Annotated in this window: 12 protein-coding genes; 2 read left to right on the plus strand and 10 right to left on the minus strand. The window is 46.9% G+C overall.

Going from position 1 to position 25077, the window contains the following annotated elements:
- Positions 1 to 4 precede the first annotated feature (4 nt).
- The 10 genes from ACVFI8_RS06620 to tkt all read right to left on the minus strand — a co-directional run bounded on the left by ACVFI8_RS06620 (position 5) and on the right by tkt (position 22187).
- Positions 5 to 676: a transglutaminase-like cysteine peptidase gene (locus tag ACVFI8_RS06620; RefSeq protein ID WP_457873413.1), complete on the minus strand. Its 672-nt coding sequence runs from the start codon at positions 674 to 676 to the stop codon at positions 5 to 7.
- A gap of 7 nt (positions 677 to 683) precedes the next feature.
- On the minus strand, positions 684 to 1286 hold the full coding sequence (locus tag ACVFI8_RS06625) for an OmpA family protein (protein WP_248714238.1): 603 nt from the start codon (positions 1284 to 1286) through the stop codon (positions 684 to 686).
- Positions 1286 to 2581 carry a TolC family outer membrane protein gene (locus ACVFI8_RS06630; RefSeq protein ID WP_457873414.1) on the minus strand — a complete coding sequence of 432 codons (1296 nt, stop codon included), beginning with the start codon at positions 2579 to 2581 and terminating at the stop codon, positions 1286 to 1288. Before ACVFI8_RS06630 ends, ACVFI8_RS06625 begins: the two co-directional genes overlap by 1 nt.
- Before the next feature lie 47 nt (positions 2582 to 2628).
- A complete protein-coding gene (locus tag ACVFI8_RS06635) occupies positions 2629 to 4023 on the minus strand; it encodes an HlyD family type I secretion periplasmic adaptor subunit (RefSeq protein ID WP_248714236.1) in 1395 nt (464 codons plus the stop codon).
- Positions 4016 to 6175, minus strand: coding sequence for a type I secretion system permease/ATPase (locus ACVFI8_RS06640; RefSeq protein WP_248714235.1), 2160 nt, complete (start codon positions 6173 to 6175; stop codon positions 4016 to 4018). Before ACVFI8_RS06640 ends, ACVFI8_RS06635 begins: the two co-directional genes overlap by 8 nt.
- Before the next feature lie 93 nt (positions 6176 to 6268).
- Entirely contained in the window at positions 6269 to 16210 is a 9942-nt protein-coding gene (locus ACVFI8_RS06645; protein ID WP_457873415.1) for an Ig-like domain-containing protein, read from the minus strand.
- A gap of 433 nt (positions 16211 to 16643) precedes the next feature.
- Complete coding sequence (gene fbaA, locus ACVFI8_RS06650; protein ID WP_248714233.1) at positions 16644 to 17720, minus strand: class II fructose-bisphosphate aldolase; 1077 nt, start codon at positions 17718 to 17720, stop codon at positions 16644 to 16646.
- A gap of 143 nt (positions 17721 to 17863) precedes the next feature.
- Entirely contained in the window at positions 17864 to 19027 is a 1164-nt protein-coding gene (locus tag ACVFI8_RS06655) for a phosphoglycerate kinase (protein WP_248714232.1), read from the minus strand.
- 55 nt (positions 19028 to 19082) lie between these two features.
- Complete coding sequence (gene epd / locus ACVFI8_RS06660) at positions 19083 to 20108, minus strand: erythrose-4-phosphate dehydrogenase (RefSeq protein WP_248714231.1); 1026 nt, start codon at positions 20106 to 20108, stop codon at positions 19083 to 19085.
- A gap of 84 nt (positions 20109 to 20192) precedes the next feature.
- Positions 20193 to 22187, minus strand: a complete 1995-nt coding sequence (gene tkt / locus ACVFI8_RS06665; protein WP_457873416.1) for a transketolase — start codon at positions 22185 to 22187, stop codon at positions 20193 to 20195.
- A gap of 207 nt (positions 22188 to 22394) precedes the next feature.
- On the opposite strand from tkt, the gene ACVFI8_RS06670 reads away from it, so the two are divergent.
- Positions 22395 to 23666 (plus strand): chloride channel protein, encoded by a 1272-nt coding sequence (locus ACVFI8_RS06670; protein WP_248714229.1) that lies wholly within the window; start codon positions 22395 to 22397, stop codon positions 23664 to 23666.
- A 120-nt stretch (positions 23667 to 23786) separates the two neighbouring features.
- A complete protein-coding gene (gene metK / locus ACVFI8_RS06675) occupies positions 23787 to 24938 on the plus strand; it encodes a methionine adenosyltransferase (RefSeq protein WP_457873417.1) in 1152 nt (383 codons plus the stop codon).
- Positions 24939 to 25077: the final 139 nt, after the last annotated feature.

Here is a 25077-nt window from a genome sequence, read left to right on the forward strand (position 1 = left end):
TTCCCTAAGCATCGAAATTCTTTACCGGTTTTTTCAGTTTATTGAGCCGCCAGCGTTGCTGGAGATCAGTCCAAAGCTTTAGGCGGCTAGATTTTCCCGCCAATTGACCACGGCCTTTTTCTTTCATCAACCACAGATGTTGACCATTAAAACTGTAAATGGGCACCAAATCACCTCGCTGGGTAGCCGGTAAAATAGTCGGGTTAATGTTGTCGAGAATAATGGGCACCGATGAAGGTGTTTGGTAGTAAGCCACCACCATATGGAATTGGTTGTAAGTGAGCGATTTCACATACACTAAGCGCATTTTCTCATCGCTAACCCCTAACTCTATTAAGGAGAAATACTTAGCGATACTGAAATCATCGCAATCGCCCGCAGCCGCCCCCAAAAACTCTACCGGAGTAGCCCAGTAATCTTTTTGGCCCCACACTTCAATATCATCAACAAACTGCATTTGATTGAAAAAGTCATTGATTGAGCGAAGCTGCTCTGGCTCTTCTAGCTGATGACTATCGGCAATTAACTGGCGCCAAGCGCGAACTCTTAGCTCAGCTTTTTCACCATAAAAAGAACGAACCGTAGCGGCGAGTTCTTCAAGCTGGTAAGCACTGGCAAGAATGAATACCGGCCAAGCCAGTAATATTATCCACCAATGAGCGAGAAGGCGTCGCATGCTTAGGCTACGGCTTTAAATGCGGAGTATAAATTGACCACCGAGGAATCGCTTTGCGATATTGCTCTTGAACAAAGATTCGAGCGCGGCGATTGGCGGTTTCTGATTGTTCGCTATCACCTGCTACTAATAATTGTTCCTCGCCGTTGGCTTCTAAATCAACACGCTCAGCAGCAATACCAAACTGTTCAATAAGTTGTTGGCGAACACTTACAGCTCGGCGCTTGGATAATGCAAGATTGTAAGGCTTGCTGCCGCTTGCACTGGCAAAACCTTCTACGCTTATTTTCACCTCTGGGTACCGCTGCATAAAGTCAGCCACTTGCTGCAGTTGTGGAGAAAATTTAGGGCTAAGCTGACTAGAGTCATGTTCGAAAAACACCATCAGCTCATAGCCGTCATCGATATTTTGAAACTCACCACAACCATAATTATCAACCTCGGCGCCCAACACAGTGTTTGGGCAAAGATCGCGTTGATTAATCACACCATCGCTATCTTCATCTTGACGATCATAATTGGCAGGCTCTGCTGTATAAGGTTCAGCAGATTGACTGCAAGCCGTTAAAGCTAATACGGCAACAAGCACAAGCAACCCGTGGTTATTCATCAAAAATTCCAGTTCTCAGGTCGATCCACTCGCAGTGCTTCAAGCAATAAACCGGTGGCATTTAACAAACGGTACTTAGCGCGTAGTTCGTCAATATCGGCGCCAATATATTCATTCTGTGCTTCAAACAGTTCATTCTCAGTGTTTAACACATCAAGTAAACTACGTTTACCCAAATTAAATTGTTTTTTATATGCTTCTACTGTTTGATAGCTGGCCTCTACATGCTGCTGCAAAAACGATTTTTGGCGAACCAACACATCCCAAGCATTCCATGCTAAGCGAGTCCCCTCGGTCACTTGACGGTATGCATCGTCACCCACCGCTTTGGCCCGATTAACATCATAGGCGGTACGACGGATTTCAGCCGCATCGCTGCCACCGTTAAATAAGTTGTAACGCACGCGCAGCATAGCGGCCAATTCGTAATCTTTGGTATCGTCTAAACCATTTTGATTTCGATCCCAGTTTCCGTCCAATTCTAAAGCCAATTCTGGATAGTTGTTGGCTTTAGCAACGGTATTTTGAGCATTGGCTGCGGCTACGTCATATTGAGCAGCTTTTAACGTAGGGTGAACATCAACCGCCGCAGCTAAGGCAGCATCTAGATCAGCTGGCAGCAGATCCAAATCAGCGCCCGGTAACACCAAGTCTTGCGGCAAAGCATTAACGACCCGTAAAAACTGGGTTTGCGCGTCCATTAAGTTATTTTGAGATGACAAAGCGTTAGTGGTAGCGCGTGCAACCCGTCCATTTACTTGGGTTAAATCGGCACTGGACCCGACACCTGAATCAGTGCGTTTCTTAATATCTTTTTGAATCGCTAAATGGGTTTGCAGATTACTCTCCGCTAAGTCAGACAGTTGCTGCTGCTTTAGCACTTCCAGATAGACATCCACCACCCGCAGCGCAATATTTTCTGAATCGTTGTATAGCAGCCACTGATCAGCACGAGCTTCGTTTTCTGTTCGAGATACTTCGCCCGAAGTAGCAAAACCACTAAATAGTAGCTGCCGAATACTAATGCCTACTTCTGTGGGGTTAGCACTATTTACCCCCAAGGTTTCAGTTTCTCGCTGCCCCCAACCGGCCCCAGCAGTTAAATCAACCGTGGGATAATAGCCACCTTTAGCGCCTTGATATTGTTCGCTACTGGCTTTGAATTGGTTGAATGAAGATTGTAACTGTGGATGCTCAGTCAATACCTTAGCAACCGCTTGCTCAAGCGATTGCGCCGAAACACAGCTACTACTGATCAACAGCCCAGACACTATGGCCAAGGTCAACTTATTCATTAACACTCCTTGTTGTCGCCAACCAAAAGGGCAGCGAACAAACTCACTTATCGTTCTCGAAGCGCAGATTGCTGCGCTTTAATAATCGGTTTTAGCAGATAATCTAAAATGCTTTTCTTACCCGTAATAATATCCACACTGGATAGCATACCCGGAATAATTGGCAATGGTGCGCTATCACTACCGAGATAGTTTTTGTCGGTTCGAACCCGCACTAAATAGTAACTATTACCTTCTTCATCTAAGATGGTATCGGCACTGATGTGCTCTAGCTGCCCGTCTAAACCGCCATAGATAGAAAAATCATAAGCACTGAATTTAACAACAGTTTTAAGCCCTGGGCGAAGAAAAGCAATGTCTTTTGGTTGAATTTTTGCTTCAACTAATAAGTTGTCTTCCATAGGCACAATTTCCATGATACTCATGCCTGGTTGAACCACTCCTCCTACAGTATTAATGTAGATTTTCTTCACTGTACCTTTAACTGGTGACATTACCGAAGTTCTATCAACCCTATCTCGAAGACCAACCTGCCCTTCACTTAAAGGCTGTAGTTCAGCTTCAATCTGGTTTAACTCCTTTCGAGCCTCACTCAAAAAAGCTAAAGCGATATCACGTCGCTTGTAAATAGTTTCGGCAATCGCGCTACGAATTTTAGGTTCCAGTAGTTTACTACTTTGTAGTTCGCCGTTTAAGTCATTGGCTTGACGGCGTAGCTTAAGAATTTCGACTTGTGAAACAATACCTTCTTCCGCTAAAGGCTTGGTTATCTTTAATTCTTCTAAAAGCAATTTATAACTGTTATTTACATGCAGCACTTTAGACTTCAGCTCTAGTAACTCTTGCTGCTTTTGATCAATTTGCCCAGCAGTAATAGAGAGTTGGTTTTGCAAAGCGCGTAACCGGGCATTTTTTTGAAGTTGCTGACCGGTGACCTCTGAAGGGTAGTTCTGCTCAAGTGTATCGCTAAACTCGATATCAACATCAATAATTTTCACTTGGTCTTGCCATTGCTCGAGACCAAGTTGAGGCTTTAATTGAATACTGGCTATTTCACTTTTTAAGCGCGCTACATCAGCCTCTAAGTTGATCACTCGCTGCTGCTGCTCTCTAAAATCAGAACGAAAACGGGTATCGTCAATAAGTAACAGTGGCTGACCGGGTTCTACTTTCTCACCTTCGGTAACTAAAATCTGTTTAAGAATGCCACCTTCAAGGTTTTGAATAGTTTGGATCTGCCGTGATGGAATTACTTTTCCTGAGCCAATAGTGACTTCATCAACCTGAGCCCAATGCGCCCAATACAACGCACAGGCCATCAACACAAAAATAAGCCATAACAAACGACGCGAACGACGCGGAGTCTTCATCAAAATGGCGGCGTTGATGTCATCGACAAACTTTAGTTCTTCCTCTGAGATATCTTGTGATTGCTTACTCATTGGTGGCTCTCACTTTGCCAGTGCGTAGCAATTCTAATACATCCGCTTTGGTCCCATCTGCCACTACTCGGCCACGCTCTAATACGATGATTCTGTCGACCAAATCTAACATCGACATTTTGTGGGTAATTAAGATAAAGGTTTTATCTTCAGCCACTTGCTTAAGCCGGGTCTTCACCAAGTTTTCAGAGAAAGCATCCATGCTACTGGTAGGCTCATCTAACACTAGTACTGGGGGGTTGAACAACAGCGCCCGAGCTAAAGCCACAGCTTGACGCTGCCCACCAGATAAATACTGACCTCGCTCGCCTACTTGACGGTCTAAACCTTCAGGGTCAAGGTCGGTAAATTGAGTCACGCCCGCTAGCTCGGCGGCTCGGAATATTAACTCGTCTTCGATATGCGGCACACCCAGCGTAATGTTGTCGCGGATTGAGCCAAAAAACAGATTGATATCTTGCGGTAAACAACCAAGCTTTTGTCGCACGTCGGCAGGGCTAATTTGCTTTAAATCTACACCATCTAAGCGAATAGCTCCTTCTTGAGGTACATAAAAACTGAGCAGTAGCTTTTCTACGCTGGTTTTACCGGCGCCAATTTTACCAATAATGGCGACCTTTTCTTTAGCCTTAATCGAAAAGCTAACTTGCTTAAGCACTTGTTGGTCACTGCCGGGATAGCTAAACGTCACATCACTAAAACTAATTGCGCCGTCAAAGTGAGAACGGTGCATATAACGCTCTAAGTTTTCGTCAGGCAATTGCATGATATCTTCTAAATTCTCAAGTGCTGATTGCGCTTGGTTATACCGAGTTGCTAGTAAAGACACTTGAGAGAAAGGCACTAAAGCTCGGCCAGTAAGCATTACTGCCGCCACCAACCCACCCATGGACAAATTACCTTGTGAAATCTGGAATACTCCCACCACCACCAACAACACGGTGGTGCTTTGCGAGACAAAAGCGTTGACATTACCCACCGAGGTAGCCAACTTGCGAATGGCCATGTTCCAAGTAGCTATGTTGCCTACTAACTCTTCCCACTTATGCTGAAACTGACTTTCAGCACCGGCTAATTTCAGTGATTCAATACCATTAAGACTCTCAATCAGGTGAGCATTTTTTTGGCTGGCGAAGCGACTGCCTAGCTCAACTTCTTGGTGCATTTTACGTTTGATGTAAAACGAATATAACAACATCAATACCGCAGCGCCGGCAGGCACCAAGGCTAAAGGCCCTGCCACCATCGCAATCACCGCCAAGAATAATAAGGAGAACGGTACATCCACTAATGCGGCAATAGTAGAAGAGGTAATAAATTCACGAATAGAATCAAACTCTTGTACATTTTTAGCAAATGCCCCTACCGACGGCGGCCTCACTTCAGCCTTAATATTCAGTAGTTTTTCGAAAATTCGAGCCGACAATAAAATATCAGACTTTTTAGCGGCTAAATCGAGGGTATAACCACGCATCTGTTTTAGGGCAAAGTCAAAAACCAGTACCAAAGCCATGCCCACAGTGAGCACCCACAAAGTATCAATCGCGGAATTAGGCACCACTCGGTCGTAGACATTCATCACAAATAAAGGGGAGGCAATGGCAAACAAATTCAAAAATAATGACGCCACTAAAGCATCTCGATAAATAGGGGCTGAACGGCGCAATGTATTCCAAAACCAATGGCCTTGTTTGTTACTTAACGATTCAGGGGAGCGCGCATCAAAGCGATAGCGTTTGCGCACATAACAGCAAAAGCCGGTGTAATCAGGGCTTAGTTGCGCTAGCGGGATATGCTCATGACTGTCAGGCAGTTCAGGCCAAGCCACTTCAATAGTATCTTTATCTCGAGATACTAGAACGCAGCTGCGGCCGTCTTTAAGTAGCAGAATACACGGGAGCAACAGTGTAGGAATGTTATCTATCGGCTTTTTAACAATAGATGCATCCATACCGGCCCGTAAAGCCGCTCGAGGTAACAAGGCAGGAGAGAGCAGCCCGTCTTCCAATGGCAATCCCACCGATAATGCGCGAGCAGAAAACGGTTTTCCGTAATACTTAGATAGAAACACCAAACTGTTAAGTAGTGGGTCTATGTGCTCTGCGGTAATATCTAAATCAGCGTATTGCTGCCGTGATTTTGCGTCTTGCACCTAGCGTCCTTTCCAAAATATAAAACATCAAGAGTAAGCCTTAGCTTACTCTTGTATTGCCCATTACCAAAATAAAAACAATAAGCAAATAGCTTAGTTATCTACATTAAGCTGTTGATCTTCAATTAATTGAGTCAAGATTTCACTATCACTCATGCCACTAAAATCGACATCTTTCAGGGTAATAGTTTGATGAACACTCTCACCGTTGCTACCGCCATCTTTATCAATGGAAATAATGGTTTCAACACCACTGCCAGTACTCACCGTTTCAAAGGACAAATAAGACTCTAAACTTGCCTCGGTTTCACCTTGTAGCAAGTCACTCAAATCAAGAACATCGGCATCTGCGCCATCCGCCTTTAAAGTGAAATCGGTGACAGTGTCGTTGGTAGTGCCTTGATCATCGCCATCTAACCAAGCGAACATGTCACTATCATCCCCCCCAGTGAGGATGTCATTACCTTGGCCACCAATCAGTAGATCAGAACCTTCCCCACCCGCTAGCTGGTCATCGCCTTGATAGCCAACTAAGGCGTCATCACCACCTTCTCCACTAAGGGTGTTGGCAGCAGAATTACCAACCAATACTTCATCGCCGTCACCACCATCAATAGAATCACTATGAACACCAATTAATTCCGCAGTGGTTGAGTCTATGACTCCATCACCAATAATGCTGTACTCAAACTGTTCTGCTACGTCAGTACCAGCAGATTTTTGGTAAATGGCATTGCTAGCGTCAATGGTTAAGTGCATTTGGTAGAAACCACTGTCTTCATCGGTGTCGGCCACTATATGTAAATAATACTCACCCTCAGTATCTGCAGTAAAGCTGCCACGAGGACCTTGCCAATCTTCAGTAAACTTAGTGGTGCCATTGTCGGTAGTTAAAAGATTACCCTCTGAATCATAAATATAAGCATCAACCTTAACTCTTTCTTGGCCAGAAATAGTCGCCATATTAGCCCACAGAGTTTCACCTTCTGCTAGGGTAACTTTAAGCCAGTCTTCATCGGCCGCAGTTGCGGGTGAGTTGTCGTTAATTAACTCACTTTGATAAGTATAAGAATAACCACCACTGACAATTTGTGGAATATTTCCGTCGTTCAAACTAAACAATGAGCGGTCACTTAGGTCCACTGCACTATTGCCATTGAAATCGACAAAGTTCACATCGGCTTCAGTACCAATAATCGATAGTTCTTCCGTTTCAAAATTACTATCATGAATACCTAAGCCAACACCGTCATTAGAATCAAACAGTATTTCATCACTGCCACTAACTGAGCCGCCAACTGGGCTATCAACCCCGTCAAAACTAATAGCGGCCCCTGTATCGTTCCAAAGCAAGGCCAAACTTGGCACGCTAATGGTGCTGGTGCCGTCTTGGTTGGTTATAATTACATCGCGGTTAGCATCAACAACAGCTTCAAACACGGTGTTAATTTCAATATTAATGGAACTAGAGTCGCCATCAAAATCGGTAACCGTTACCGCCCAATTTTCTTGCTGTCCCCAGCCATCGCCAGCAACATCCAGCTCGTAAGAATAGGCGCCTGTAACAAAATTAAGCAGCAGTAATCCACCTAAGGCGGTGGTGACTGTCAGCGTTTTTTGTTCTTCAGGAATAGCCTTAGGATCATAGGTGTAAGTTGTTCCTTCGATAGTAATCGCACTCACATAACCACCATCAGCGCCGACGATGAAGCCATCGGTTGAAGCGGTTTCTAAAAGGCCTAAAGATGCACTGACTTCTGCTTCCAAATAACTCTCAACAATAGTAGCTGAAAGGTCTGAGGGATCTTCTACAATAAAGGCAAACTCGTCACTGGCTGATTCCGAAGCAACATCTTTAAGTACCTCTAAATCGGCATTCCCAATACCAATGCCATAACTAGTATCGATATTATTTTCAACAAAAGAGTCCCAAGCTTCTAGGCCATTTAGCCCGTTGTATGCCACCGTATCATCGATACCAAAACCATAGTTGGGCTCTCCATCAGAGATAAAGTACAACAAAGTATTATCTGCTGGCGGCTGCACGTCAGTACCACTGCTAACAATCACTTCATTCAACGCAGCATCATAATGGGTTCCCCCACCAGAGCTTAGGTCTTGCAGGTAACTTAAAGCATCGGCAACGTTATCGCTAAGCCAACCGCTACTTACTACTGAGTCAGAAAAGCCGATTATTTGCACATTCACATTGCCGCTATCATCTGCTTGGTTTATCAGATTTGATAGTGCCTCAACCGCTATATTTAGGTAATTAAGACCATCACCATGTTCACCGTTCGTCATACTTGCCGAAGTATCGAGTACCAGCACTAAGTTGGTGGTAATCGCGAGCGGGCTAGATTCTAAGTTATGTGAAACATCACTACCAACCGGCGCATCATCGGTAATGTTGACGTCTAATGTACCTTGAGTAACAACACCCGCTGCGGGGTCACTGATGGCATAACCAAAGCTTTCACTGGCATTATCTCCCGCTGAGCTAGACAACTCGAGTTGATACTCATAGTCACCTTTAGCAAAGCCATTATACGCTTCGGTATAGACCGTTAGTTGACCCTGTTCGGTATCAATACTAATCACGCCATTGGCATCAGCAGTATATGGCGAGCCATCATAAGCAATGCTAGAAATGGCTAAACCATCGCTAATCGCTTGATCATTTTCGAGTAAATTTCCACTTGTAGTCGTTGCGGCAATACCTGCTTCGCTACCGGAAGCTAAACCAGCTTCAAATACTTGGGCAGTATCATCAACCGCCCTAGGTGCAGGGTCTACCGTTACCGTGACGGTCGCGGTTGAAGTACTGCCGTCTTCATCGGTGATGATGTAGCTAAAGCTGTCTTCACCCTCAAAATCGGCATTGGGCGTATATACCACTTGGCCGTTAACGATCTCGGTGCTGCCGTTGGCGCCATTGGTGGCGCTGGTTAAGGTCGCGCCATCGGTCATCGCATCGTTATCGGTAACATCGATGGTGACGCTTTGTTCTTCGGTGGTTGTCGCGGTATCGGCGGCAGCCACAGGCACACCTTCATCATTCACGGTCACTGTCACGGTCGCGGTTGAGGTGCTGCCATCTTCATCGGTGATGGTGTAGCTAAAGCTGTCTTCACCCTCAAAATCGGCATTGGGCGTATATACCACTTGGCCGTTAACGATCTCGGTGCTGCCGTTGGCGCCATCGGTAGCGCTGGTTAAGGTCGCCCCATCGGTCATCGCATCATTATCGGTAACATCGATGGTCACTGATTGTTCTTCTGTGGTGCTGGCGGTATCGGCGGCAGCCACGGGCACACCTTCATCATTGACCGTCACTGTCACGGTCGCGGTTGAGGTGCTGCCATCTTCATCGGTGATGATGTAGCTAAAGCTGTCTTCACCCTCAAAATCGGCATTGGGCGTATACACCACTTGGCCGTTGACGATCTCGGTGCTGCCGTTGGCGCCATCGGTAGCGCTGGTTAAAGTCGCCCCATCGGTCATCGCATCATTGTCGGTAACATCGATGGTGACGCTTTGTTCTTCTGTGGTGCTGGCGGTATCGGCGGCAGCGACAGGCACACCTTCATCATTCACCGTTACCGTCACGGTCGCGGTTGAAGTACTGCCATCTTCATCGGTGATGGTGTAGCTAAAGCTGTCTTCACCCTCAAAATCGGCATTGGGCGTATATACCACTTGGCCGTTAACGATCTCGGTGCTGCCATTGGCGCCATCGGTAGCGCTAGTTAAAGTCGCGCCATCGGTCAAATCATCGTTGCTTAATACATCGATGGTCACTGATTGTTCTTCTGTGGTGCTGGCGGTATCGGCGGCAGCGACAGGCACACCTTCATCATTCACCGTTACTGTCACGGTCGCTGTTGAAGTACTGCCGTCTTCATCGGTGATGATGTAGCTAAAGCTGTCTTCACCCTCAAAATCGGCATTGGGCGTATATACCACTTGGCCGTTAACGATCTCGGTGCTGCCGTTAGCGCCATTAGTAGCGCTGGTTAAGGTCGCGCCATCGGTCAAATCATCGTTGCTTAATACATCGATGGTGACGCTTTGTTCTTCTGTGGTGCTGGCGGTATCCGCCACTGCGCTCGGCACACCTTCATCATTCACCGTTACCGTCACGGTCGCGGTTGAGGTGCTGCCATCTTCATCGGTGATGGTGTAGCTAAAGCTGTCTTCACCCTCAAAATCGGCATTGGGCGTATATACCACTTGGCCGTTAACGATCTCGGTGCTGCCGTTGGCGCCATTAGTGGCGCTGGTTAAAGTCGCGCCATCGGTCAAATCATCATTGCTTAATACATCGATGGTAACGCTTTGTTCTTCTGTGGTTGTGGCTGTATCGGCGGCAGCCACAGGCACACCTTCATCATTCACCGTCACCGTGACGGTGGCTGTTGAAGTGCTGCCGTCTTCATCGGTGATGATGTAGCTAAAGCTGTCTTCACCCTCAAAATCGGCATTGGGCGTATATACCACTTGGCCGTTAACGATCTCGGTGCTGCCGTTGGCGCCATTGGTGGCGCTGGTTAAGGTCGCGCCATCGGTCATCGCATCGTTATCGGTAACATCGATGGTGACGCTTTGTTCTTCATCGGTAGCGGCGGTATCAGCCACTGCGCTCGGCACACCTTCATCATTCACCGTTACCGTCACCGTCGCGGTTGAAGTACTGCCGTCTTCATCGGTGATGGTGTAGCTAAAGCTGTCTTCACCCTCAAAATCGGCATTGGGCGTATACACCACTTGGCCGTTGACGATCTCGGTGCTGCCGTTGGCGCCATTAGTAGCGCTGGTTAATGTGGCGCCATCGGTCATCGCATCATTGTCGGTAACATCGATGGTCACTGATTGTTCTTCGGTGGTGCTGGCGGTATCGGCGGCAGCCACGGGCACGCCTTCATCATTCACCGTCACCGTGACGGTCGCGGTTGAAGTACTGCCGTCTTCATCGGTGATGGTGTAGCTAAAGCTGTCTTCACCCTCAAAATCGGCATTGGGCGTATATACCACTTGCCCGTTGACGATCTCGGTGCTGCCGTTGGCGCCATTGGTGGCGCTGGTTAAGGTGGCGCCATCGGTCAAATCATCGTTGCCAGTGACATCGATGGTGACGCTTTGTTCTTCTGTGGTGCTGGCGGTATCGGCGGCAGCCACAGGCACACCTTCATCATTGACCGTTACCGTCACGGTCGCGGTTGAGGTGCTGCCATCTTCATCGGTGATGATGTAGCTAAAGCTGTCTTCACCCTCAAAATCGGCATTGGGCGTATATACCACTTGGCCGTTAACGATCTCGGTGCTGCCATTGGCGCCATCGGTAGCGCTAGTTAAAGTCGCGCCATCGGTCATCGCATCGTTATCGGTAACATCGATGGTCACTGATTGTTCTTCTGTGGTGCTGGCGGTATCGGCGGCAGCGACAGGCACACCTTCATCATTCACCGTTACTGTCACGGTCGCTGTTGAAGTACTGCCGTCTTCATCGGTGATGATGTAGCTAAAGCTGTCTTCACCCTCAAAATCGGCATTGGGCGTATATACCACTTGGCCGTTAACGATCTCGGTGCTGCCGTTAGCGCCATTAGTAGCGCTGGTTAAGGTCGCGCCATCGGTCAAATCATCGTTGCTTAATACATCGATGGTGACGCTTTGTTCTTCTGTGGTGCTGGCGGTATCCGCCACTGCGCTCGGCACACCTTCATCATTCACCGTTACCGTCACGGTCGCGGTTGAGGTGCTGCCATCTTCATCGGTGATGGTGTAGCTAAAGCTGTCTTCACCCTCAAAATCGGCATTGGGCGTATATACCACTTGGCCGTTAACGATCTCGGTGCTGCCGTTGGCGCCATTAGTGGCGCTGGTTAAAGTCGCGCCATCGGTCAAATCATCATTGCTTAATACATCGATGGTAACGCTTTGTTCTTCTGTGGTTGTGGCTGTATCGGCGGCAGCCACAGGCACACCTTCATCATTCACCGTCACCGTGACGGTGGCTGTTGAAGTGCTGCCGTCTTCATCGGTGATGATGTAGCTAAAGCTGTCTTCACCCTCAAAATCGGCATTGGGCGTATATACCACTTGCCCGTTGACGATCTCGGTGCTGCCGTTGGCGCCATTAGTAGCGCTGGTTAAGGTCGCCCCATCGGTCATCGCATCATTGTCGGTGACATCGATGGTGACGCTTTGTTCTTCGGTGGTTGTCGCTGTATCGGCGGCAGCCACGGGCACACCTTCATCATTGACGGTCACCGTCACGGTCGCTGTTGAGGTGCTGCCATCTTCATCGGTGATGATGTAACTAAAGCTGTCTTCACCCTCAAAATCGGCATTGGGCGTATATACCACTTGGCCATCAACGATCGCTGTGGTGCCGTTGGCGCCATTAGTAGCGCTGGTTAAGGTCGCCCCATCGGTCAAATCATCGTTGCTTAATACATCGATGGTGACGCTTTGTTCTTCATCGGTAGCGGCGGTATCCGCCACTGCGCTCGGCACACCTTCATCATTGACGGTCACCGTGACGGTCGCGGTTGAGGTGCTGCCGTCTTCATCGGTGATGATGTAGCTAAAGCTGTCTTCACCCTCAAAATCGGCATTGGGCGTATATACCACTTGGCCATCAACGATCGCTGTGGTGCCGTTGGCGCCATTAGTAGCGCTGGTTAAGGTCGCCCCATCGGTCAAATCATCGTTGCTTAATACATCGATGGTGACGCTTTGTTCTTCATCGGTAGCGGCGGTATCCGCCACTGCGCTCGGCACACCTTCATCATTGACGGTCACCGTGACGGTCGCGGTTGAGGTGCTGCCGTCTTCATCGGTGATGATGTAGCTAAAGCTGTCTTCACCCTCAAAATCGGCATTGGGCGTATATACCACTTGCCCGTTGACGATCTCGGTGCTGCCGTTGGCGCCATTAGTAGCGCTGGTTAAGGTCGCCCCATCGGTCATCGCATCATTGTCGGTGACATCGATGGTGACGCTTTGTTCTTCGGTGGTTGTCGCTGTATCGGCGGCAGCCACAGGCACACCTTCATCATTCACCGTTACCGTCACGGTCGCGGTTGAAGTACTGCCGTCTTCATCGGTGATGATGTAGCTAAAGCTGTCTTCACCCTCAAAATCGGCATTGGGCGTATACACCACTTGGCCGTTGACGATCTCGGTGCTGCCGTTGGCGCCATCGGTAGCGCTGGTTAAAGTCGCCCCATCGGTCATCGCATCATTGTCGGTAACATCGATGGTGACGCTTTGTTCTTCTGTGGTGCTGGCGGTATCGGCGGCAGCGACAGGCACACCTTCATCATTCACCGTTACCGTCACGGTCGCGGTTGAAGTACTGCCATCTTCATCGGTGATGGTGTAGCTAAAGCTGTCTTCACCCTCAAAATCGGCGTTGGGCGTATATACCACTTGGCCGTTGACGATCTCGGTGCTGCCGTTGGCGCCATTAGTAGCGCTGGTTAATGTGGCGCCATCGGTCATCGCATCATTGTCGGTAACATCGATGGTCACTGATTGTTCTTCGGTGGTGCTGGCGGTATCGGCGGCAGCCACGGGCACACCTTCATCATTGACGGTCACCGTGACGGTCGCGGTTGAAGTGCTGCCGTCTTCATCGGTGATGATGTAGCTAAAGCTGTCTTCACCCTCAAAATCAGCATTCGGTGTATAGACCACTTGGCCATTAACAATTTCAGTGCTGCCGTTGGCGCCATTAGTCGCGCTGGTCAGTGTCGCGCCGTCGATCAAATCATCGTTGTCGGTAACATCGATGGTGATACTTTGTTCTTCGGTGGTCGTGGCAGAATCTGCAACGGCCGTAGGCACGCCTTCATCATTCACCGTCACCGTGACGGTGGCTGTTGAAGTGCTGCCGTCTTCATCGGTGATGATGTAGCTAAAGCTGTCTTCACCCTCAAAATCGGCATTGGGCGTATATACCACTTGGCCGTTAACGATCTCGGTGCTGCCGTTGGCGCCATTGGTGGCGCTGGTTAAGGTCGCGCCATCGGTCATCGCATCGTTATCGGTAACATCGATGGTGACGCTTTGTTCTTCTGTGGTAGTGGCGGTATCGGCGGCAGCCACAGGCACACCTTCATCATTGACGGTCACTGTCACGGTCGCGGTTGAGGTGCTGCCGTCTTCATCGGTGATGATGTAGCTAAAGCTGTCTTCACCCTCAAAATCGGCATTGGGCGTATATACCACTTGGCCGTTAACGATCTCGGTGCTGCCGTTGGCGCCATTGGTGGCGCTGGTTAAGGTCGCGCCATCGGTCATCGCATCGTTATCGGTAACATCGATGGTGACGCTTTGTTCTTCTGTGGTACTGGCGGTATCAGCCACTGCGCTCGGCACACCTTCATCATTGACGGTCACTGTCACCGTCGCGGTTGAAGTACTGCCGTCTTCATCGGTGATGGTGTAGCTAAAGCTGTCTTCACCCTCAAAATCGGCATTGGGCGTATACACCACTTGGCCGTTGACGATCTCGGTGCTGCCGTTGGCGCCATTAGTAGCGCTGGTTAATGTGGCGCCATCGGTCATCGCATCATTGTCGGTAACATCGATGGTCACTGATTGTTCTTCGGTGGTGCTGGCGGTATCGGCAGCAGCCACGGGCACGCCTTCATCATTCACCGTCACCGTGACGGTGGCTGTTGAAGTACTGCCGTCTTCATCGGTGATGGTGTAGCTAAAGCTGTCTTCACCCTCAAAATCGGCATTGGGCGTATATACCACTTGCCCGTTGACGATCTCGGTGCTGCCGTTAGCGCCACTGGTGGCGCTGGTTAAAGTCGCGCCGTCGATCATCGCATCGTTATCGGTAACATCGATGGTAACGCTTTGTTCTTCTGTGGTCGTGGCAGAATCTGCAACGGCCGTAGGCACGCCTTCATCATTGACCGTTACCGTGACGGTGGCTGTTGAAGTGCTGCCGTCTTCATCGGTGATGATGTAGCTAAAGCTGTCTTCACCCTCAAAATCGGCATTGGGCGTATATACCACTTGGCCGTTAACGATCTCGGTGCTGCCATTGGCGCCATCGGTAGCGCTAGTTAAAGTCGCCCCATCGGTCAAATCATCGTTGCTTAATACATCGATGGTGACGCTTTGTTCTTCGGTGGTACTGGCTGAATCAGCTACTGTATTCGAGGACTCTTCATCAATTCGTGCTATGCCAACAGTGGTAGAATCACTAACAGCAATTCCATTTGCTTCAACCTGCACTGTAATCGTCAGCTCAGTTAAATTTAATTCATCGTTATTGACAGCATCGATACCGGCGGCAGTCAATTTGACTTGATTCCCATCGATAACAAAGAAGCCTTGAGTATCGTTGAGTAAACTGTGGGTGAGCGTATCACCATCGGGATCATTGGAGATGAAATTGGCTATAACGGTGTTTGCATCTACCGAGCCTTCAGTAATGCTTTGAGCTGTTACCTCAATGGTAGGTGCTTGATCAGGGCTTGGCTGAGAAACACTAGCTACAGCGGTGGGCTCTACTGCATTAGTGTCTTCTTCTACTTGCTCTACTGGACTTAGTGGGCTCTGAGTATCAAAGCCAGCTTGCGCAATAGTTTCACTGCCAATACGATCAATACTGACAAACCCGCCATTACCTGCTTCCGCACCGCCATCAGCAGGTGCGGCACCACCAGCAGCAGTCGCTTCAAATAGCTCTGTGGGATCAACGCCCTCTAGGATGGCTTGTTGTAAAGCCTCTACATCAAAATCATTCACTGCGGTTAGTTGAGGGGGAGCTTGCTCTGCGGTTTGTGGGACATTGGGTAATTGAGTCGCACTATTATCACCCAGTAAATACTGGTCATCTCCGTAATAAAAACCCAGCTGAGCGCCTTGAGAAGTAATAATCAATTCTCCAGGGACAACAACGTCACCTGGCTGTAAGGTCCTCATATTGCCTTGTTCATCCACAGCAAACGCTTGCCCTTGAATAGATACAATAGTCGCACTTGAGGTCGCTATACTTTGTTCCATTTGATTATCCCTTTACCGCTATTAAATCAATACACTAATTGCTAATAACCAGTGAATTAAACCGTCAACATGGCTAAAGTATAAATTTTAGCCAATTTATATCCATTAAACGAATGAATTTTTCTAAACTATGCTTTGAAACACATTTAAGGCTTTGAGTTCGATAGATAAATGTTAAACACCAAGCAAATAAATAGAATTAATTCATGAACTTATAAAGGATAACCAAAACAATCATGAACTAAAAGAAGTAAAGCGGTAACAATCGATGTAACGACAAAATCACTAATAAAATCAAGGCCAAACCGTAAATATTAATTTACAAAAAGCAGAAAAATAGAGATGAAAAATGTCAGGTAGGTATTTACACAGCTTATAAAAACAAATAAGGCTCGCCGAAGCGAGCCTTATTTAGCACAGTATTGCGACTAAATTACAGTACGTCTACTGCATTTAGGTCAGCAAATGCCTGCTCTAAGCGAGCAACCATGCTTTCTTGACCTTTACGTAACCAAACGCGTGGGTCGTAGAATTTTTTGTTAGGCTGATCATCACCTTTAGGGTTGCCGATTTGGCCTTGTAGGTAAGCTTCGTTTTCAACGTAGTATGCACGTACGCCGTCCCAGCTAGCCCATTGAGTATCAGTATCGATGTTCATTTTGATAACACCGTAGCCGATTGACTCTTGAATTTCAGCTTGAGAAGAACCAGAACCACCGTGGAATACAAAGTTAAGTGCATTTGGAGCGATACCAAATTTCTCTGCACAGTAAGCTTGTGAATCACGAAGAATAGTAGGAGTAAGTACTACGTTACCCGCTTGGTAAACACCGTGTACGTTACCGAACGAAGCAGCAATAGTGAAACGAGGGCTAATAGCCGTTAGTTTCTCGTATGCGTAAGCTACGTCTTCTGGAGAAGTGTAAAGCTCAGACGCGTCCATATCAGAGTTGTCTACGCCGTCTTCTTCACCACCAGTACAACCCAATTCAATTTCAAGGGTCATGTTCATTTTAGCCATGCGAGCAAGGTACTCACCACAGATTTGGATGTTTTCTTCTAAAGACTCTTCAGAAAGGTCAATCATGTGAGAAGAGAACAAAGGCTTACCAGTTTGAGCGAAGAACTCTTCACCCGCGTCTAGTAGACCGTCAATCCAAGGAAGCAATTTCTTAGCGGCGTGGTCAGTGTGAAGAATCACAGGAACACCGTAAGATTCAGCAACAGCGTGAACGTACTTAGCACCAGCTACAGCACCTTGAATCGCAGCGCCTTGGCCTTCTAATTTAACGCCTTTACCAGTGAAGAAACCAGCACCGCCGTTTGAGAATTGAACAACAACAGGCGCTTTAGCTTTTGCTGCTGCTTCTAAAACACCGTTGATGGTGTCAGTGTTAACTACGTTAACCGCTGGAAGTGCGAACTTGTTTTCTTTAGCGATAGCAAAAACTTTTTGCAAATCGTCGCCAGAGATAACACCAGGTTTTACTGCATCGAAGATCTTAGACATGGATATAATCCTATTTTTAAAAATAAAACTTATTAAGTTTAAATTCTTACTTACGTTTGCTCACAGGCCGCATATTCTAACAAAGATATTCTCGGCATGCAGCAAACGAAAAAGCGGAATGAAATAATCCCGCTAAAGAAAACTTATGCTTTTGCGCGTTCTTCTAACATTGCCACTGCTGGAAGTACTTTACCTTCAACGAACTCAAGGAATGCACCACCGCCAGTAGAGATGTAAGAAACGTCAGCCTTGATACCGAACTTGTCGATAGCCGCTAGAGTATCGCCGCCACCCGCTACAGAGAAACCAGCAGAGTCAGCAATAGCTTTAGAAATACCTGCGGTACCCGCTTCAAAGTTCTTGAACTCAAATACGCCTACAGGGCCATTCCATAGAATAGTTTTAGCGTTACCGATGATTTCCGCAAGTGCTGCCGTTGAATCTGGGCCTAAGTCGAAGATCATGTCATCGTCTTGAACTTCTGAAACGTGCTTAATTTCAGCTTCAGCGTTCTCATCGAATGCTTTAGCACATGCAACATCAGTAGCCACTGGAATTGCACACTCTTTCATCAATTTTTTAGCGGTATCAACGAGGTCTGCTTCGTATAAAGATTTACCTACGTTATGACCTTCTGCTGCGATAAAGGTGTTAGCGATACCACCACCAACAACCAGTTGATCAGCAATTTTAGATAGAGACTCTAATACTGTTAACTTGGTAGAAACTTTAGAGCCACCAACGATAGCAACCAATGGGCGAGCAGGATTGTCCATCGCTTTACCTAATGCTTCTAGCTCTGCAGCAAGAAGAGGACCAGCACAAGCTACAGGTGCATATGTTCCTACGCCATGAGTAGACGCTTGAGCACGGTGAGCCGTACCAAATGCATCCATGACAAAGATGTCACAAAGAGCAGCATACTGCTTAGATAGTGCTTCTTCGTTCTTCTTTTCGCCTTTGTTAAAGCGAACATTTTCAAGAACGACTAACTCACCGGTGTTTAGCTCTAAGCCATCAAGGTAATCTTTAGCTAGTTTAACGTCACAATCTAGCGCGTCGTTTAAGTAGTTAACTACAGGCGCAAGAGAAAACTCTTCGTTATATTCGCCTTCAGTTGGACGACCAAGGTGAGAAGTAACCATTACTTTTGCGCCAGCTTCAAGACACAATTTGATAGTCGGTAGAGATGCCAAAATACGCGCATCTGAAGTTACTTTACCGTTTTTTACTGGAACATTTAGATCAGCGCGGATAAATATGCGTTTACCGGCTAGATCTAGGTCGGTCATTTTGATAATTGACATTATCAGTCCTCTATAGTTTCAAATTAAACTTACAGTTTAGCCTGCGTGGCTAAACCTACAATTCCGTGTTACTCATTAATTCTGCGGTGTCTAACATACGATTGGCAAAGCCCCATTCGTTGTCACACCAAGCCAACACTTTAACCAAATGTTCGCCACTAACCCGTGTTTGAGAACCATCAATAATGCTTGAATGACTATCGTGATTAAAATCGATAGACACCAAAGGTTCTTCGGTATAACCCAAGATGCCGCTTAATTTACCGCAAAGTGCTGCCTGTATGGCTTGATTTATATCAGAAACTGTAACTTTTTTACACAATGTTACACTTAAGTCCATCGCAGTAACGTTCTGCGTTGGCACCCTTACAGCAATTGCCTCAAACTTCCCTGCAAATTTTGGCAGGATCCGCTCTACGCCTTTAGCCAGCTTAGTATCAACTGGAATAATTGATTGCCCAGCGGCACGCGTTCTGCGTAGGTCCGGGTGGTAGGCATCAATCACTTGCTGGTCATTCATAGCAGAGTGAATTGTAGTAATAGTACCACATTCGACCCCAAAGGCTTCATCTAAGACCTGAATCACCGGCACAATACAGTTGGTGGTACATGAGCCATTTGAGACAACTGTATCTTGCGCTGTGAGCAGATGCTCATTTACACCATAGACTACTGTGTGGTCTACGCAAGGATCCGCAGGGTGGGAAAACAAAACTTTCTTAGCGCCAGCGTCAATATGCATTTGCGCATCGGCAACTGAACTAAAACGCCCTGTACATTCCATCACAATATCTATACCTAAATCCTGCCAAGGCAGCGCTGTAGGATCGCTTTGGTTGAATAATTGTATTGATTGGCCTTCTACAAATAGGGTGTCATTTTGCAGTAAAACATCCGCAGCAAATGTGCCGTGGGTGGAATCATACTTAAGCAAATGCGCCATTGCTTCTGGGCTCGCTAGTTCATTAATTGCGACAATATTGATTTTATGTTGGCGATGCGACTCAAATAAAGCTCGAAGCACACTACGACCAATTCGACCAAAGCCGTTAATCGCGACCCTTATGGGGGGGTTAGGCATAATATTCGCCTTTTATGTAACGCTGAAACAAAGAACCCTCTTAGCAGAGGGTTCTATTTTTACTGAACGACCAAGCAATAATGCTTACAGCAGTTCGTTAGCCATGTTCACCAAGTTTTCTTTAGTGAAACCAAATAGCTTAAATAGCTCACCAGCAGGTGCTGATTCGCCAAAGGTGGTCATCCCAAGTACTTTGCCATCAAAACCAACATACTTGTACCAGAAGTCAGCAATACCGGCTTCTACTGCAATACGCTTGCGTACTGAAATCGGTAATACCGATTCACGGTACTCTGCTGATTGCGCATCAAATACGTCGGTAGCAGGCATTGATACTACACGTACCGCTTTACCTGCCGCAGTGAGCTCTTCATAGGCAGCTACCGCTAGCTCTACCTCTGACCCCGTCGCTATTAAAATAAGCTCTGGCGTGCCTTCGTTATCTTTTAATACGTAACCACCGCGGGCTACATCAGCAAGCTGCTGCGCATCACGAGGCTGAGGAGCCAAACCTTGACGAGAGAAGATAAGCGACGTTGGGCTGTCGGTACTTTCTACCGCATGACGCCACGCTACTGCCGACTCTACTGAATCACAGGGGCGCCAAGTGCTCATGTTAGGCGTTAAACGTAAACTCGCTGTTTGCTCTACCGCTTGGTGAGTCGGGCCATCTTCACCCAGACCAATTGAATCATGAGTGTAAACAAAAATCGCCGGTTGCTTCATTAACGCAGCCATGCGTAACGCATTACGTGCGTACTCCATGAACATTAGGAATGTTGCGCCGTAAGGTTTTAGGCCACCGTGTAAAGTAATGCCATTCATGATGGCCGACATACCGAACTCACGTACACCGTAGTGCATGTAGTTGCCAGACGCATCGGCTGCTGTTACAGCTTCAGAACCAGACCACATTGTAAGGTTAGATGGAGCCAAGTCAGCACTACCACCTAGCAACTCTGGTAATTTAGGGCCAAATGCTTCTAAGGTTTTTTGCGATGATTGACGTGTGGCAATTTTAGCTTGGTTGGCTTGTAAGTCAGCGATGTAGTTATCAGCGAACTCTTTCCAATCACTTGGCATCTGACCAGTAACACGACGTTTAAATTCAGCCGCTAGTTCTGGGTGAGCAGCTTCGTAACCAGCGAATAGTTGGTTCCATGCTGATTGTGCTTTTTCGCCGGCTGTTTTTGCTTCCCAGGCTTGGTATACATCCTGTGGAATTTCAAAAGCAGCATAAGGCCAGTTTAAGAACTCGCGAGCAGCTGCAATTTCTTCGGCACCTAAAGGAGCACCATGACAATCATGGCTACCAGATTTATTTGGCGAACCAAAACCAATCACTGTTTTACAGCAGATCATCGTTGGCTTGCTCGTTTCAGCTTGCGCTTCTTTAATCGCGGCACTAATTGCGTCACTATCATGGCCATCTACGCCAGCAATCACGTGCCACCCGTAAGACTCAAAGCGCTTAGGAGTGTCGTCGGTAAACCAACCTTCAACGTCACCGTCGATTGAAATGCCATTGTCATCCCAAAATGCGATCAACTTGCCTAAACCTTGCGTACCCGCTAATGAACAGGCTTCGTGAGAAATACCTTCCATCAAACAGCCATCACCTAAGAAAGTGTAGGTGTAGTGATCAACAACAGGGAAACCTTCACGGTTAAACTGCGCAGCCAAGATTTTCTCAGCTAAAGCCATACCCACTGCATTAGTGACACCTTGACCTAATGGGCCTGTAGTGGTTTCTACACCAGGGGCATAACCATATTCTGGGTGACCAGGCGTTTTAGAATGCAGCTGGCGGAAATTTTTCAATTCTTCAATTGGTAACTGATACCCTGAAAGATGCAACAAGGAGTACAACAACATTGAACCGTGACCATTCGACAAAATAAAGCGGTCGCGGTCAGCCCAAGTTGGATCAGTAGGGTTGTGTTTCAAAAAGTCACGCCATAGTACTTCAGCGATATCCGCCATACCCATTGGGGCACCGGGGTGACCAGAGTTAGCTTGCTGAACTGCATCCATGCTTAAAGCACGGATCGCGTTGGCGTATTGACGACGAGAAGACATGAATTGCTCCTGAAATTTTAGGCTTTAGGGTATCGAGAGGCGCGTATTGTCACAAAGTCAACGAGCTTACTCAATATTTATCTAAAAAGAATCTGTCTATTTATTATAAAAATTGTTGTTAGTGCCAATTTTAGCGCATATTTTTTATTGCTTTGTTCATGATAAAGTACTGATACAGGATAGGTATTAATAAAGGAAAGCAAATAAATGACCTTAGATTTTTCTTTCCGTAGTCGTAGTTTATTTGTCTACCTATTGATTGGACTCTTCTCTAGCGCGCTGACCTTATTATTTAGTGACCTTGCTCACCTCGATATCAATCACCTACTCAACATACAAATCAGTCCCTTTATGTTCCCCATTGTGGCGGCTGTGAGCATTTTAGTGTTTGAAGCGATACTCAGCCCCTACAAACAAGTCGGCTTAATTTTTGTGGTAAAAGCTTATCATTTTGATGAAGGAAGGCTCTTTTGGGGGAATTTGCTTTATCAATTTGCCGTCGGTTTAATACTCACTTGGGGAGGGTATGCCGTTGGTGTTGTTGGACCCGCTTGTTATCTGACCGCTGTTGTAGCGAGTAATCTTTCACATGCAGCCCGTCTAACCCCTGGACAAGTAAGATTAAGCGTAGCGTGTGGCACCGCAGCAGCTGTCGCCGCGTTATTTAGTGCACCATTAGCAGGCACCGTTATCGCTTATGAGTTAATCATGCGGCGCTTTAACTGGCGGTCAATTATGACGATTGCCCTGGTCGCATATACCGCCAGCGCAATATCCCAGTTACACGGCGGAAGCGTATTGAGTATAGCGCTTCCACCACAGCAATTAGCATTTGAATCATTGCCGCTATTTGCCTTGCTAGGGCTGTTATGTGGTTTATTTGCCACCTTACTAGTACACGCGATTCGTTCAATGCCTAAACTCAAACGTAGCTATGCCATAACGATAGCCGCCACGGTTACAGCGTTTGCCGGCATGCTAAACCCGCAATGGTTAGGTTTAGACCCAATTACTCCTAATGGCCTACTCTATTGGGAGTTAGATCTTGAGCAGCAATCTTTGTGGTTGCTCGCTCGAATCGTTCTAACCACCGTCGCACTCGCTTTTGCCTTACCCGGTGGAAGCCTTGGTCCCATGCTGGTTATAGGGGGTATAGTAGGCAGTATCGTTGGGGAAGTGATCCCTAACTCCCCTAATTTGATGTTAGTCATTGTCGGTATGGGGGCGATGTTTGGGGCTGTTTTTCGAACCCCTTGGGCAGCTTTTTTACTAATAAGCGAACAAACTATGCAGCTGGAAATAGTGCTGCCAGCCATGGTGGCATGCCTTTGCGCTAGCGCCATTGCGAAGTACATTTTTCGCTCTCCAAGCCTGATCGAACAACAGCTCCTTAATGCTCAAATACGTTTGATTAATAGCCCTGTTATCGCCAAAGAAGAAAATAAAACCCTTGAGCCAGCGAGTCATCAACACAACTAATTACTGAAGGTGAATTATTTTCATTAATAAGACCTAGTAAAAGTAGTTTGCCTAAATTAGAATAGACGTCCAGATGGTAAAACATCCATACGTATAAAATTCATTTTACGAGATTTAAGCATGGCTACTCATTTATTTACTTCAGAATCAGTTTCTGAAGGGCATCCAGACAAAATTGCTGATCAAATTTCTGATGCAGTACTTGATGCAATTTTAAAGCAAGACTCTAAGGCACGTGTAGCCTGTGAAACCTACGTAAAAACCGGCATGGTTATGGTTGGCGGTGAAATCACCACTTCTGCTTGGGTTGATATTGAAGAAATCACTCGCTCAACAGTTCGTGAAATTGGTTACACCCATTCTGATATGGGTTTTGATGCCGACTCTTGTGCAGTGCTTAATGTTGTGGGTAAGCAAAGCCCCGACATTAACCAAGGCGTAGACCGCTCTCGCCCAGAGGAACAAGGTGCAGGCGACCAAGGTTTAATGTTCGGTTACGCAACCAACGAAACCGATGTATTAATGCCAGCGCCTATTACTTACTCTCACTTATTGGTTAAACGCCAAGCCGAAGTACGTAAAAATGGTACTTTAGATTGGTTACGCCCGGATGCTAAGTCACAAGTTACCTTCGCTTACGAAAACGGCATTATTACCGGTGTAGACGCAGTGGTATTATCGACTCAACACTGTGACAGTATTTCAACCGCTGATTTACGTGAAGCAGTCATGGAAGAAATCATCAAGCCGGTGCTGCCTGAGCAATGGCTAAATAAAAGTACTCAGTTCCACATTAATCCTACCGGTCGTTTTGTTATTGGTGGGCCAATGGGTGACTGTGGTTTAACCGGTCGTAAAATTATCGTAGACACCTACGGCGGCATGGCTCGTCATGGCGGCGGAGCCTTCTCTGGTAAAGATCCATCAAAAGTCGATCGCAGTGCTGCATACGCGGGACGCTACGTTGCCAAAAACATAGTAGCAGCCGGTTTAGCTGAACGTTGTGAGATTCAAGTGTCTTACGCTATTGGCGTAGCCGAGCCAACATCTATCAGTATCGAAACCTTTGGCACGGGTAAACTCAGCGAAGAAAAACTGATTGCATTGGTACGCAAACACTTCGATTTACGCCCGTACGGTATTCTGAAGATGTTAGATTTAGAGCGCCCAATCTACCAAGCAACTGCTGCCTATGGTCACTTCGGTCGCGAAGAGTTTCCTTGGGAGCAAACAGATAAAGCCGAGCTATTAAAAAGTGAAGCTGGCCTTTAAACCATTTTTGCATGAGTAGCTAAAAGCCTATAATCAATGATTATGGGCTTTTTTATTGTTTCACCCATTCTCAAAACCCTCCTCTACGCTTAAGAGCTAAGGCACTTCCTCTCATTACTCCCCTGAGTATTCCATGCTT

Source organism: Agarivorans sp. MS3-6 (assembly GCF_054112545.1).